Source organism: Alphaproteobacteria bacterium (genome assembly GCA_025210155.1).
In the GTDB taxonomy this organism is placed as follows: Bacteria; Pseudomonadota; Alphaproteobacteria; order Rs-D84; family CASDRH01; genus JAOASE01.
This window is the reverse complement of sequence record JAOASE010000010.1, coordinates 40,049-52,946: the sequence shown is the minus strand read 5'-3', so window position 1 is coordinate 52,946 and position 12,898 is coordinate 40,049. Positions and strand designations below refer to the sequence as shown.

The window sequence follows — 12,898 nt, the reverse complement described above, 5'->3', positions numbered from 1 at the left end:
AGTCTTTATTTTTTTTACTTTTTCTTTTTGTCGTCACCTTCACGGTTCTTTTTATTTTGTTCTTCTATTTTCTTTTGTCTACGACGTTCTTCAGATCTATCTTTAGGGATTTCTCTTTTGATTTCCTTTAAAATTGCTTTTTTAGAATTTTCACATTTTCCGTAAAGCTTTTCTTCACAGGCGGCAATTGCTTTGTTTACTAGAGTTGCGTTAGGACATTTTAGGAAGCCATTTCCGCAGTCTGTTTTAATACAATTTTTATATTCTGATTTGCAAAGACTATCACTTAGTTGGTTAGTTTGTTTGAATTTATTTTCTTCTGCTAATTCTTGGTTTTTGATTGCAGTTGAAAGTAAACTGTTTGCAAGTTCTAATTTGTCACTTAGGTGCGCAGAATAATTTTCACAATCTAGTTCTACTTCGAATTTGTAATCTTCTATTGTATCTAGGTCGTTTATTTCACATTTTTCTACAGCCATATCAAGAAGAGTTGTTCCTTCAGTTAAACTGTTTAGAGAACCGTTAATTCCGTTTACGTCTTCAGTTTGTTTTAGGCTTGTATATATGTCTTCAGTTTTAGTTAGAATTTTGTCTACTTCAACGTTTGAATTTGTAAGACTTGTTATTCTATTTCTTTCGGCAATTTCGTTTTCAATTTCTTTAATTCTTTGATTTATTCCGTTGTATTTTGAAATTGCGCTAGAGCATCTGCATTTTCCTTTTTCAGGAGCTGCTGGCGATATGCAGTAAGAGTCTAGACAGCTTAGTCCGCCGCTGCTTGATAGGTTTTGTCCAACGACTACATTTGTTACGTTTCTTGATTTTACAGTAGTGCTTTTGCCTCCAATAGCAAAGCTGTTTGTCGCCATGATAGGTAGTATTAACGCAGCAGTTAATAGGGTTTTGTTATTTGACATTTTCCTTAACCTTTTTTTAATTCTTTCTTTTCAAGAGTTTAACATAATTTTTGTTATCTTTCAAGAAATAAACCTTGAAGCAGAATGTTTTTTTGACTATAATTATTTTATAAGTTATTAAAAGAAAAATGGAGGAAATGCTATGAATATATCTGTTAAAGGCGTTAAAGTTTCTGTATCTCAAAGTATGAAAGAAGATTTTGTTTCAAGAGTTAGTTTGTTGTGTGAAAAATATTTTGGTAAAGTTATTTCCGCTACTGTTTCTTTGGAGCTAGATCATGCTGATAAAGTTGAGGCTAAAATAACTGTTCATCCAGCGGAGAAAAAGGAATTTTTTTCTAGTGCCTCTGCTGATCAAATGAAAGATGCGTTTGCAGATGCTCTTACAAAATTAGACAGTCAATTAAATAAAGATCATGCTAAGTCTGCTAAGCACTAAAATTTTATAAGGGGAGTTTTAGTGAGAGAGAAAGTTTTTTTTAGAAAAGCTCCTTTTGTTAGAAGGAAGCTGGATAAACCTATATTGATAGTTGGGCTTATGGGAGTTGGTAAGACTTCTATTGGAAAGTCCTTGGCGAGGGCATTGGGTCTTGCATTTGATGATACCGATTCTCTTATTGAGTTAAGCAGTGGTGGTTTATCTATAGTTGAGATATTTTCTCTTTATGGAGAGGATGTTTATAGACAAAAGGAAGAGAAATTTTTACAAGGTTTTCTAGGAGATGTTGAGAAACAGGTTGTTTCTACAGGGGAAGGTGGTTTCCTTTACGATTCTATTAGAAAGTTGGCTAAGGAAAAGTTTATTACCATTTGGCTTAAGGGTGATTTGAATGTTTTGGTAGACAGGACTTCAAGACGAGATACTAGACCTTTGTTGCTTAATGAGAATATTGAAGAAGTTCTTAGTAAGTTGGAAAAGGAGAGGTATTCTCTTTACAAGGAAGCTGATATTCATATAGATGTGGATGGTTTTTCTAAGCAGAAGACTGTTAAAAAAATTCTATCAGAACTTGATTCTTTTTTAGGATAGGGGTTTCGTATATTTCACCTCATCTTCGTTATAAAAAGAACCCTCGCGTATTACTTATACGCGTCGGAATCTTTTTATTTAGCATATAAGGTAAACTATCCAAAACTTTATGTTTAGACATCGCGTATAGAAGATATTTTATAAAATTAAAATTTTAATAGTTTGAAGTTTGATAAAAAATAAAATCCTTGATTTGTTCAGGGATTTTTTATTTGGGTAAAAAATAACCCCTTGGGAGAAGGGGGATTATTTTTTAAATTGTTTTCCGAGGAAATTAATTTAAACGGCAACTGTTCCTGATATATGTGGTTCATATTCAGTGTAGTTAATACTCTTAATGAGAATGTTCAGCCATTCACTTAATTTCTCGTTTGAGTAGTTCTTAGCATCGATTAAATTAAATTCATTTCTGTTGTAATTTAAGTTAATCCTTGCAATAGGCATTTCAAGAAAATCTGTTCTCGTTAATTGCTCAAGGATTTGCACGATATGGTTCTTATATATGTGATAATCACCCATGTTATGTACAAATTCGTGAGGTACTAATCCTGTTTCATAGGATATAACGTTTGCAGTAAAACAGTATTCTGCAATGTTAAACGGTACTCCTAGGAATATGTCGCAGGACCTTTGGTATAATTGTAGGATAAATCTAAGCATATCATCATTTTCAGCCTCTACATGATTCTGAAAAAGTGAATGACAGGCAGGTAATCCAATAGTCATACCAGCTTCTTTGGATGCTGCGGCCATTTGTTTGTTAGCTCCTTGATTAAAAGCAACTAACAAATTTTGCCTTGAATTTGGATTGTTTCTTAAGGTTTCGATGACCGTTTTTAATTGGTCAATTTTTTCCTCATCGTATGGCATGTCTCTCCACATTTTAGGATAACAATGTCCAACATAGTTGTCCCCTGGACGGGACCACTCTTTCCAAATTCTGATACCATTTTCAACTAAAAAAGTAGAATCTTCCTTTCCTGATGCAATCCAAAGGATCTCTCCAACCCAACTTTTAACGTGTACTTTTTTACTTCTGAGAATTGCTAATTCTCCGTTTCGTATATTGTAACGTTCTGTTGGTGATCCTTTGAGTGATATCGTTTCCACGCCGGTTCTGTTGTTTCTTACTTGACCTTCAAGAAGAATTTTTTGAACCAATCTTAAATATTTTAAGTCAGGATCATTATTAATTCTTCTTTCTGAGAAAAAGTTTTCAAACTTGAGACTTTCGATTTGTTCTTTGGTTAAAGAACTTCTCCAACGAACGAAATCATCGATGTTTGATATTTCTCCTATTTCTAGGTTGTTGAACCTTTCCTGGTAACGTATCTTTTGTTCACTAAAGCTTTCATCCAAATACTTTTGGAAGGCTTTTTCTTCTTCGCGAAATTTCGCTACTTTTGAATCTAAAATTGTTTCCATTTAAACTGAATTTATATTTTAAACGCTCTCCCAAAAGTTTAAAAATATTAATACTATAAAAAACTTTAAAGCATATTTAGGGATTGTCAATGCTAAAATTTGAAAAAGCTTTAAACCTTTGGAAATACTTTTTGATAGAGGATTTTTATTTTTGTGATTCTGGAAATTACTCTAGAGAATCAATTAAAAATTAATTTGCTTAAGAATATTAACTTATCTAAGTTATTGTTTTGTCAAGAAAAAGACTTGCAAAATAAAATTTAAGGTGCTAGGCTGTAATTAAGCATATTAAATTGTAAACTTATAACCTATATATATGAAAAATATTAACGAAGTGGTTGATCTCTTGAATAAGAGGTTTCCAAATCATCTTGTTAGTTTAGCAACGGATCGAGGCGATGATGCTTATTTCTACGTTGATACTTTTTATTCTGAAAATGAAAAAAAGGGATTAAAAGCGTATAAATTTAGAGCTATTGTTAATTCTAGGGGAGAACATCTCTTTGATTTTGTTTGTGACAGGATGGAAATAATGGATAATAAAAACTTTATTATGCTCATAGCTAACGGATTTTGTAATGTATACAACATTATGGAAGAGAGTTTTATGTTTAATGAGTGGATTAGAGTTTTTGAATACTCATTTGATGTTGAGAATTTCACAGAGGCTTACACTAAGTATAAAAACTTATGTAATATTCTTTCAGAACAGCCTCGAAGAGATTTAATATCGAAGAGATGGTATTTCCTTGAAGATCCAGAGAAGAACTTGTCGGCGGTTATGCTGTCAGATGCAAGTTATGTCCTTAACTGGATTCCAACTGATTTTAGTAGATTAGTTTCTTAAAATAATTAAAGGCTGTGAATTTTTACAGCCTTTTTTTATTGTATTAAAAGAGTTCTATGATTTTTTCAAAAAAGTATTTGACTTTTGTGGTTATATGTAGTTAGGTATTTATGCCTATTAATATTTAAACACACCTATAAAATATAAAAAAATATGAAAAATGATGGAGAGAAAAATCTTACTAGAGGACCCTGTTCTGGATTGACTGATGAAATAGATGATTCTGTAGCAGCTGTTAATCCCTTTTGTTATTTGCATGAAGAAGGGGGAGGTGATTTTCCTGTTATTCTTCCGGGTAAAATTCGTCATATAAAGGATGTTGTTGAGGAGGCTTTAATTAAGCCCTCTGAAATATTATCTGATACTTCTTTTGAAGTTATTGATGAAGGAAAGTATTTTAATTTACTTAAGAAAGATGTTGGATATAACCTTTTTTCTAAAGTTGATGAAGAAGAATTTTTTGAGGAATATGTTTCAGAGATATTAGTCATTAGACATAATAGATCTGATTTTATTGAGAATTATTTGAAGTTAACTTCTATTATTAATCTAAACCGTTACGGTGCTTTTAATAGTATGGAGTTTATTTCAGGAGATGGAGGATATATTCTGAAGAATTCAAGAGGCGAAAGAGCTGTTATGAGAGCAAATGGTGAATTTGTTCTTAATTTTATTAAGTTCGATGATTGTGATGATGCTTTTGTAGAGAGGGGCTATTGGTAAGTTTTTAAAACTTAATGGGTTGTATTAATTTATAACCCTTTTTTTAATTTAAAAAGTATTTGACATTTGATATGTAATAGGTATTATTAATTTTGTAAATAGTCGAAGAATTAAGTGAAAGTAGAGTCTGAGAAGAGCTACTTTTTTTAATATCTGATCGAAAAAGTTTATAAATAAAATAACTAATAATAAAATTATGAGGAAAATAAAATGGTAAAATCAATATCTATGCCAAGACCTGAAATTATTTTTGCAGCAGATGCTTTATCTAATGAAAAAGATATAGATAAAGAAATTGTATTTGAGTCTTTAGAGGCGGCAGTTACTAAGATTGCTAGAAATAAATATGGTTACGAACACGATATCGTTGTAAAAATTGATAGAAAAGACGGTGCTATTAGTGTTGTTAAAAGATTAGAAGTTATTGATGATAAGTTAGCTGATTTAATTGATAAAGAGTATGATGAAGAAGAATTATTAGCTAAAGAAGAAGCTGGTGAAGAACTTCCAGAAATTTATACTTCTTCAAAACATATCATTTTGAAAGAAGCTAAAAAAGAACTTAAAGATATTGAAGTTGGTCAATTTATTGAAACTGAATTACCTCCTGTTTACTTTGGAAGATCTTCTTTCCAATCTGCTAAACAAATCATTTCTGGTAAAATCAGAGGTGCGGAAAGAGAAAAACAATTTGTTGAGTTTAAAGATAAAGCTGGCGAAATTGTTAATGGAGTTGTTAAAAGAGTTGAATATGGTAACGTTTTTGTTGAAGTTAATGGTAAAGCAGAAGCTGTTATTAGAAGAAATGAATTAATACCAAGAGAAATGTTACATGTTGGTGATAGAGTTAGAGCTTTAGTTCTAGACGTTAGAGAAGAAAAATCTGGTCCTCAAATTTTCTTGACTAGATCTCACCCTAACTTCATGGCTAAATTGTTCGAACAAGAAATTCCAGAAATTTTTGAAGGTGTTATTGAAATTAAAGGTGTGGCTAGAGATGCAGGTTCTCACTCTAAAGTTGCTGTGTTAGGTCACGATGCTTCAATTGATGCTGTTGGTGCTTGTGTTGGTATGAGAGGATCTAGAATCCAAACTATCGTTAATGAGTTGCAAGGTGAAAAGATTGATATCATTCCTTTCTCTGAAGATATTGCTCAATATGTTATTAATGCAATGAAACCAACTAAAGTTTCTAAAGTTGTTGTTGATGAAGATACAAACCATATTGATGTTGTTGTTGCTGAAGATCAACTTTCAATCGCTATTGGTAGAAAAGGTCAAAATGTTAGACTATCATCTCAATTGATTGGTTGGAAAATAGACGTTGTTAATGAAACTGATGATCAAGAAAAGAGAATGAAAGAAATGAAAGAGAAATCTCAATTATTCATTTCAGCTCTTGATATTGATGATATGATGGCTCAAGTTCTTATTTCTGAAGGTTTCTCTACATTAGAAGAACTTGCATTTGTTCCAGTTGAAGAATTAGTTGCTATTGAAGGTTTTGAGCAAGAAATTGCTGAAGAAATTCAAAACAGAGCTAAGACTGCAGTTGAAAAACAAAATAAAGAAATTGAAGCTAAACTTAAAGAAATGAAAATTGATGATAAGTTAGTTAATTTTGAATTATTAACTAAATCTGAAGTATTAAAATTAGCTGAAGAAAAAGAAATTAAAGAACTTGATGATTTAGCTGATTTGGCGTCTGATGATTTAATTGTTTTATTAAAAGAAACTCTTGATAAGAAATTAAATTCAGAAGAAGCTGAAGCATTTATTTTGAAAGCTAGAGCTCACTGGTTTGAAGGTGAAGAAAAAGCTGAAAAGTAGTATTTTGTTATTCCCGTAATTTGCGGGAATTTCATGATATTATTATTGCTTATAATAATTGAAAATTGAAAAGTAGAAAAGAAAAAGGAATAAAAATGGCAGAAGAAAGAAAAAAATTAACATTATCTTTAGGTGGCAATGTAAAACCTAAAGCTAGCACTGGTTCAGGTGTTAAAGTTGAAGTTAAGAAAAAGAGAACTTTTAGTAAGGCTGATACAGCAGCTTCTTCTGCAGATGAAAAAGCAAAGAAGTTAGAAGCTCTTTTAGCTGCTGCTAAAGAAGAAGAAAAAGCAGAAGCTGAAAAAGCAAAAGTATTAAGCACTGCTAAGGCTAAACAAGAGAAGGCTGTTGCTGAAGAAAAAGCTTTGGCTGATGCTGCTGAAAAAGCAAAAGCTGAAAAATTAGCTGCAAAGAAAGCTGAGGAAGAAGCTAAAAAAGCTGAAGAAATTAAGAAAGCTGCTGCTAAGAGAAGTCAAGTTGGTATGGCTGTTGATTATAGAGCTAAGCATTCTGTTGGTAGAAAGCCAGCTCAAGAAGAAACTAAAACTGAAGGTGAAGCTTCAGCTGCTAGAGGTGAAAAATCTTCTGCTGCAGGTGCTAGAAAGAAAGTATTCAAAAAAGAAGCTCCTACTGAAAATGTAGATTATTCAGCTAGGAAAAAAGCTTCTAAGAAATCAAATGAAACTGATATGAGAAGAAATAAATTCTCTGTTTCTAAAGCTAAGGCTCAATATAGTATTGGTGGAGAAGAAGATTCTGATGCTCCTGCGTTTAGACCAGCTAATGTTGGATTGAAGAAGTTAAGATCTAAAAAGACTTTGATGGAACAAAAACCTAAGGAAAAAATCCTTAAAACTATTGATTTACCAGAAGTTATTTCAGTAAAAGATTTGGCTGAGAAATTATCTGAAAAGTCAGCTTCAGTTATTAAAGAACTTATGAAAATGGGAACTATGGCTACAATTAATCAAGCCATTGATCAAGATACGGCTGAGTTAGTTGCTACTGAATTAGGTCACTCAGTTAATAGAGTTAGTGCTACAGAATTAGAAGATTCAATTTTAGATAAAGTTGAAGATAAAGAAACTGTTATGGTTAAAAGACCTCCAGTTGTTACTGTTATGGGTCACGTTGATCATGGTAAAACTTCATTATTAGACGCATTAAGAAAAACTGATGTTGTTGCTGGCGAAGCTGGTGGTATCACTCAACATATTGGTGCTTATCAAGTTAAAAACGAAGCTGGTGAAAGAATTACATTTATCGATACACCAGGTCACGCGGCGTTTTCAGCTATGAGAGCCAGAGGTGCTAATGCAACGGATATCGTTATTCTAGTGGTTGCAGCAAATGATTCAATTATGCCTCAAACTATTGAAGCGATTGAGCATTCGAAAGCTGCTGGTGTGCCAATTATCGTTGCTATTAATAAGATTGATTTACCAGATGCTAACGCTCAAAAAGTTAGAATGGATTTATTACAACATGAATTAGTTGTGGAAGAAATGGGTGGTGACGTTCAAGCCGTTGAAGTTTCTGCTAAGAACAAACTTAATTTAGATAAGTTAGAAGAAGCTATTCTTTTACAAGCTGAAATGTTAGAGTTAAAAGCTAATCCAGATAGAAAAGCTGAAGGTAATGTTATTGAAGCTGAAGTTAAAAAAGGTTTAGGTTCTACGGCTACAGTGCTTATTCAAAGAGGTTCTTTGAAGAAAGGTGATGTATTCGTTTCAGGTAAATCTTGGGGTAAAGTTAGAGATATGATTGATGATAGAGGTAAATCTGTTAAGGTTGCGTCTCCATCGTATCCTGTTGCTGTGCTTGGTTTTGACGTTCCTCCTTCTCCTGGTGATGACTTTGTTGTAGTTGATAACGAAGCTAAAGCTAGAAAGGTTGCTGAATTCAGAATTCATAAATCTAAGCAAGAAGAAGAAGCAAGAAGATCTAAGTCAATGTTAGAAAATATGTTTGCTAATGTTGGTAAAGATGATGTTGTTGAACTTCCAATTATTATTAAAGCCGATGTTCAAGGTACTATCGAAGCATTAAAAGGTACTTTAGAAAAGATTGGTAATGAAAAAGCTAAATGTAGAGTTATCGCTGGTTCTGTTGGTGGTATTACTAAGAACGACGTTAACTTAGCGAAATCATCTAATGCATTAATCGTAGCGTTTAACGTTAGAGCAGGTGCTGATGCTAAGCTTGAAGCGAAGAATGTTGGTGTAGATATTAGATATTACTCAATCATTTATGATATTGCTGATGATGTGAAAGATATTTTATCAGGTAAGTTAGAACCAGAATATAAAGAAAACTTTGTTGGATACGCTAATGTTATTCAAACGTTTAAAGTTGGTAAGTCTTTAGTTGTTGCTGGTTGTAAAGCTACAGAAGGTGTTATCAAACGTTCAAATAAATGTCGTATCATTAGAGATGATGTTGTTATGTACACTGGTGATATTGGTCAGTTGAAGAGAGAAAAGAATGATGTGAAGGAAGTTTCTAATGGAATGGAATTCGGTATGTCTTTTGCTGATTACAATGATATTAAGATCGGTGATAAGATTGAATGTTTTGAATTAGAAGAGATCGCAGCTAAGTTGTAGTCTTTGAAGAATTAGGGCTTGGGAGTTTGAAAAAATAACCAAGCCTTTATTTTTAAATAAAATTAGGAATTAAAAATAGGAGATATTTATTATGAAAAAAATGTTATTTGATTTATATTTAACTTTAGATGGCCGTTTGAGCAGGAAGTTATATATTTTACTATCTTTGGTAGTATCTTTTGCGACTTTGTCGCTATCAGTTCTTTTAATAGATTTATTTGGTGCTAATGTTGGGAGCTTAGGTTTAGTAACTTTTTTATTATTTGCGTATCCTATGTTTTGTCTTAATTCAAAAAGGCTTTATGATATGGGATTTAAGAATGATATTGCTAAAGTTTATTTAATTTTAGCTTTTATACTTAGTCTATTTAATTATAATTTTTATGTTAATGGTGTTAAATCTCCTTATTTGGGAATTTTATTATTAGTTATTGCATTGGGGTCTTTTTTCTTTCTATGTTATAAAGGGGAAGCAAAAAAGAATAAACACGGTAGTGTTAATGCTAAAGATAAAAAGTATGCTAAAATATATAAGCATATAAATAAGTTATTATTTTTGTTTTTTGTTTTATATATAGCTTCTTATTCATTATTTTCTATGAGAACAATAGAGCAGGTTAAGGCTAAGACTATGTATGATAACAGAATAAGTTTAGAATATTAATTTGATACTGAATTAACAAAAAAGCCTCTGATAAATCAGGGGCTTTTATTGTTTTTGTTAAAGTTTCTCTTTATACTAAGGCTAGTTGCTTTAGATTTTTGGAAGCTACGTATGAGGTATATTCACTCATAAGTTTTATAACTTTTTTGATATCTTCTTTAACTTCTTTGTCATTGATTGCTTTAAGCATCTCCATAGAATGGAGTTGGTTCATTGGTAAAATCCATTTTATCCTATTTTCATTGTCTATCCCTACTATAGAGTCCTGGGGAAGTTCAATGTTGTCTATTGGACTTAATGGGGTTCCTTTCTTCAATACTTTTGGTTTAGTAACTTGAAGTTTTTCACTCATAGATATAATATTATGAGTAAAAATCATGTTTTGATAAGTTATGAAGTTGTTAAGCTCTAATTTATCTTTTTCAAGATTTAAAGAAAGATTTTCATTTAAGACTATTGATATTAATTTTGAAAAATTAATAGATAGTTCAACTAAAATTTCTGACATTTTTTTAGGTTTAAATTTAACATCGTTTAAAATTATTTCCAATCAACTTTATAACTGAAATTTTATTTAGTCAACTATTTTTAATAAAAAGCTTGCTTTCTCTTTTTATATACTTATACTCACGGCAGAGTTCGTCGAAACTCTTTCATTGAAACTTGTAAGTCTTCCTGTTATAGGTTGCATAGTTGATCCGTTCAGAAACTCTCTGTGTTTATTCAGATTTTCTTTACTAATGGAAGGTGTGTGGGTGTATTATGATAATATACTTAAAACTTCCGACTCTATAAAATAAATAATAATAATTTTAGCATCTGGTTTGATGGGTGCTTTGTAATGTTAAAATACCTTATTATAGAATAGGGTACTTAAGAAGGTTGAATAAAATGACAGAAGTTAATAATAAGAAAAAATTTACAGATTTTAAATTGCCAGAGATGCTTTTGAAATCTTTTGAAGAACATAAGTTTATAAATCCTACTCCAATACAAGAAGAAGTGATTCCTTTGGCTATGAATGGTCAAGATATATTGGGTTCAGCTCAAACTGGAACAGGTAAGAGTTTGGCGTTTATAACACCTATGATTTCTAAATTGTTAGATGATAAGATTCACTCAGGTATTATTTTAGTGCCTACTAGAGAATTGGCTAAACAGGTTCTTGAAGTTGTTAGAGATATACTTACTCCTAATATGAAGATAAATACAGCTTTACTTATCGGTGGTGATAAGATTGCTGGGCAAAAAAATCAGTTGAAGAATAAACCAAGAATTATTGTTGGTACTCCTGGTAGAATTAATGATTTCCTTGAGAAGAAGTTTTTGAAGTTACATCAAACAGATTATCTTGTGCTTGATGAAATGGATAGAATGTTAGATATGGGATTTGGTGTGCAAATTGAGACTATTATTAATAGAATGCCTCAAGAAAGACAAACTCTTATGCTTTCTGCTACTATGCCAAAGAATATTATGAAGATGGCTAATAAGTATCTTATGGCTCCAGTAGTTGTTGAAATTGAAGGTACTAAGGAACAAAATGAAAATATTGAGCAAGATTTTATTCACTTAAAAGAAGATGAGAAGTTTGATAAATTAATTGATGAGTTGGATAATAGATCTGGCTCAGTAGTTATATTTGCTAAAACTAAGAGAGGTGTTGAGAGACTTGTTAAAAGAATTAATGAGCTTAAGAATGATTCTCACTCTGTTAACTATATTCATGGTGACTTGAGACAAAGACATAGAGAGCAGGTTGTTAAGAAATATAGAGACTATAAGTTTAGAATTCTTGTTGCTACTGACGTTGCTGCTCGTGGTTTGGACATTCCTCATATTGAGCATGTGATTAATTATGATTTACCTCAACAGGCTGAAGATTATACTCATAGAATTGGTAGAACTGGAAGAAATGGCGCTAAAGGTTATGCGTTGACTTTGGTTTCTCCTGCTGAGAAGAAAGAATGGAAAGAGTTATCTTTATTCCTAGATCCTTCTAAAGAAGATGAGTTTATTGAAGAGTCTAAGAAGAATAGAAAGAGCCGTAGTAGAAATAGAAGAAGTGGCGGTGGCAAAGGTCATTGAGGCAGAGGAAATGCTGAAGTTTATGGCGGAAGAGATGAGAGACGTTCTGGTGGTAGAAGATCTGGAAACTCTGGCTTTAAATCTGTTATTAAAAAGAAAGAGAAGGGACAAAGCGAAAGTTCTAAAAAGAAAGTTAGCTTAGTTGGTTCTAAGAAAAAGAAGAAAGAATAAAAAAAGCTCCTAAATGGAGCTTTTCTTATGTTTTTTTAACCGGTGTTATTCCCAGAAAATGTCTGCACCTGTTACATTTGCGTACAGGATTCTGACCATTACTTGGGTTTGTTCGCGGTTGTTTTCTAGTTTTACTTCTTCTAAAAATTGGCGAATACTTAAGATAGTTCTTTTCATTTCGTGATCAGTGCTTTTTGCTGCAAGTTCACAATATTCAAAGAGAATTTCTTCATCCAATGGATAAATCCATTTTGGTTCGCTTTCTCCCTTAATTACTCCTACGAGCATGTCGCAAGGTAATGTTTCGCCATTGGGACCAACTTTAGTACCTTTGTAGGAATAGTAAATGTCTTCCTTTACTTCAAGGGAAATACTTTTAGAAATATTTCCTTGTTTTCTTTCGTATGACAGGGAATTTAGTCCAAGGGTTGTTATATTCAATTTCTCTTGGAAGGCTTCTCTATCTTTACTTATCATTGCCTCTAAGTAATTTCTGTTGGTAATGAAAAGGTCGATAATAGCTTTAAGGTTGTTTTCAATATTTTTAGTCATGGTATCGAGTGTTTAAATGTTTTATTTTCGGTTTATTGTTTATTT

13 protein-coding genes are annotated in these 12,898 nt (G+C 31.8%); 9 read left to right on the top strand and 4 right to left on the bottom strand.

What is annotated here, in order from left to right; translation table 11 throughout:
- Positions 1 to 14: 14 nt before the first annotated feature.
- Positions 15 to 917, bottom strand: a complete 903-nt coding sequence (locus N4A44_03820) for a hypothetical protein (GenBank protein MCT4552769.1) — start codon at positions 915 to 917, stop codon at positions 15 to 17.
- A gap of 142 nt (positions 918 to 1,059) precedes the next feature.
- On the opposite strand from N4A44_03820, the gene raiA reads away from it, so the two are divergent.
- Positions 1,060 to 1,356, top strand: a complete 297-nt coding sequence (gene raiA, locus N4A44_03815) for a ribosome-associated translation inhibitor RaiA (GenBank protein ID MCT4552768.1) — start codon at positions 1,060 to 1,062, stop codon at positions 1,354 to 1,356.
- A 21-nt stretch (positions 1,357 to 1,377) separates the two neighbouring features.
- Positions 1,378 to 1,947: a shikimate kinase gene (locus N4A44_03810; GenBank protein MCT4552767.1), complete on the top strand. Its 570-nt coding sequence runs from the start codon at positions 1,378 to 1,380 to the stop codon at positions 1,945 to 1,947.
- A gap of 279 nt (positions 1,948 to 2,226) precedes the next feature.
- Here the strand turns inward: N4A44_03810 and thyA are convergent, their stop codons facing one another.
- Positions 2,227 to 3,372 carry a thymidylate synthase gene (gene thyA / locus N4A44_03805; GenBank protein ID MCT4552766.1) on the bottom strand — a complete coding sequence of 382 codons (1,146 nt, stop codon included), beginning with the start codon at positions 3,370 to 3,372 and terminating at the stop codon, positions 2,227 to 2,229.
- A 316-nt stretch (positions 3,373 to 3,688) separates the two neighbouring features.
- On the opposite strand from thyA, the gene N4A44_03800 reads away from it, so the two are divergent.
- The 5 genes from N4A44_03800 to N4A44_03780 all read left to right on the top strand — a co-directional run bounded on the left by N4A44_03800 (position 3,689) and on the right by N4A44_03780 (position 10,042).
- Positions 3,689 to 4,219, top strand: coding sequence for a hypothetical protein (locus N4A44_03800; GenBank protein ID MCT4552765.1), 531 nt, complete (start codon positions 3,689 to 3,691; stop codon positions 4,217 to 4,219).
- 153 nt (positions 4,220 to 4,372) lie between these two features.
- Positions 4,373 to 4,942, top strand: a complete 570-nt coding sequence (locus N4A44_03795) for a hypothetical protein (protein MCT4552764.1) — start codon at positions 4,373 to 4,375, stop codon at positions 4,940 to 4,942.
- 210 nt (positions 4,943 to 5,152) lie between these two features.
- Entirely contained in the window at positions 5,153 to 6,772 is a 1,620-nt protein-coding gene (nusA, locus tag N4A44_03790) for a transcription termination factor NusA (protein ID MCT4552763.1), read from the top strand.
- 95 nt (positions 6,773 to 6,867) lie between these two features.
- Positions 6,868 to 9,378, top strand: coding sequence for a translation initiation factor IF-2 (gene infB / locus N4A44_03785; protein MCT4552762.1), 2,511 nt, complete (start codon positions 6,868 to 6,870; stop codon positions 9,376 to 9,378).
- 91 nt (positions 9,379 to 9,469) lie between these two features.
- Positions 9,470 to 10,042 (top strand): DUF805 domain-containing protein, encoded by a 573-nt coding sequence (locus tag N4A44_03780; GenBank protein ID MCT4552761.1) that lies wholly within the window; start codon positions 9,470 to 9,472, stop codon positions 10,040 to 10,042.
- 70 nt (positions 10,043 to 10,112) lie between these two features.
- Here N4A44_03780 and N4A44_03775 read toward each other — a convergent pair whose 3' ends face one another.
- Positions 10,113 to 10,550 (bottom strand): hypothetical protein, encoded by a 438-nt coding sequence (locus N4A44_03775; protein ID MCT4552760.1) that lies wholly within the window; start codon positions 10,548 to 10,550, stop codon positions 10,113 to 10,115.
- Between the two features lie 383 nt (positions 10,551 to 10,933).
- Between N4A44_03775 and N4A44_03770 the strand changes: the two genes are divergently transcribed.
- Both N4A44_03770 and N4A44_03765 read left to right on the top strand, forming a co-directional pair.
- Positions 10,934 to 12,130: a DEAD/DEAH box helicase gene (locus tag N4A44_03770; protein ID MCT4552759.1), complete on the top strand. Its 1,197-nt coding sequence runs from the start codon at positions 10,934 to 10,936 to the stop codon at positions 12,128 to 12,130.
- Positions 12,114 to 12,272, top strand: a complete 159-nt coding sequence (locus N4A44_03765; protein ID MCT4552758.1) for a hypothetical protein — start codon at positions 12,114 to 12,116, stop codon at positions 12,270 to 12,272. The genes N4A44_03770 and N4A44_03765 overlap by 17 nt, the downstream gene beginning before the upstream one ends.
- A 74-nt stretch (positions 12,273 to 12,346) precedes the next feature.
- On the opposite strand, the gene N4A44_03760 is transcribed toward N4A44_03765, so the two are convergent.
- Positions 12,347 to 12,853: a hypothetical protein gene (locus tag N4A44_03760; GenBank protein MCT4552757.1), complete on the bottom strand. Its 507-nt coding sequence runs from the start codon at positions 12,851 to 12,853 to the stop codon at positions 12,347 to 12,349.
- Positions 12,854 to 12,898 lie beyond the last annotated feature (45 nt).

What these genes read in the sequence shown, in the direction of transcription:
- N4A44_03800 (MCT4552765.1), top strand. Translation starts at nt 3,689, where the DNA reads ATGAAAAATATTAACGAAGTGGTTGATCTCTTGAATAAGAGGTTTCCA.
- N4A44_03820 (MCT4552769.1), bottom strand. Translation starts at nt 917, where the DNA reads ATGTCAAATAACAAAACCCTATTAACTGCTGCGTTAATACTACCTATC.
- raiA (MCT4552768.1), top strand. Translation starts at nt 1,060, where the DNA reads ATGAATATATCTGTTAAAGGCGTTAAAGTTTCTGTATCTCAAAGTATG.
- N4A44_03760 (MCT4552757.1), bottom strand. Translation starts at nt 12,853, where the DNA reads ATGACTAAAAATATTGAAAACAACCTTAAAGCTATTATCGACCTTTTC.
- nusA (MCT4552763.1), top strand. Translation starts at nt 5,153, where the DNA reads ATGGTAAAATCAATATCTATGCCAAGACCTGAAATTATTTTTGCAGCA.
- infB (MCT4552762.1), top strand. Translation starts at nt 6,868, where the DNA reads ATGGCAGAAGAAAGAAAAAAATTAACATTATCTTTAGGTGGCAATGTA.
- N4A44_03795 (MCT4552764.1), top strand. Translation starts at nt 4,373, where the DNA reads ATGAAAAATGATGGAGAGAAAAATCTTACTAGAGGACCCTGTTCTGGA.
- N4A44_03775 (MCT4552760.1), bottom strand. Translation starts at nt 10,550, where the DNA reads ATGTCAGAAATTTTAGTTGAACTATCTATTAATTTTTCAAAATTAATA.
- thyA (MCT4552766.1), bottom strand. Translation starts at nt 3,372, where the DNA reads ATGGAAACAATTTTAGATTCAAAAGTAGCGAAATTTCGCGAAGAAGAA.
- N4A44_03780 (MCT4552761.1), top strand. Translation starts at nt 9,470, where the DNA reads ATGAAAAAAATGTTATTTGATTTATATTTAACTTTAGATGGCCGTTTG.
- N4A44_03770 (MCT4552759.1), top strand. Translation starts at nt 10,934, where the DNA reads ATGACAGAAGTTAATAATAAGAAAAAATTTACAGATTTTAAATTGCCA.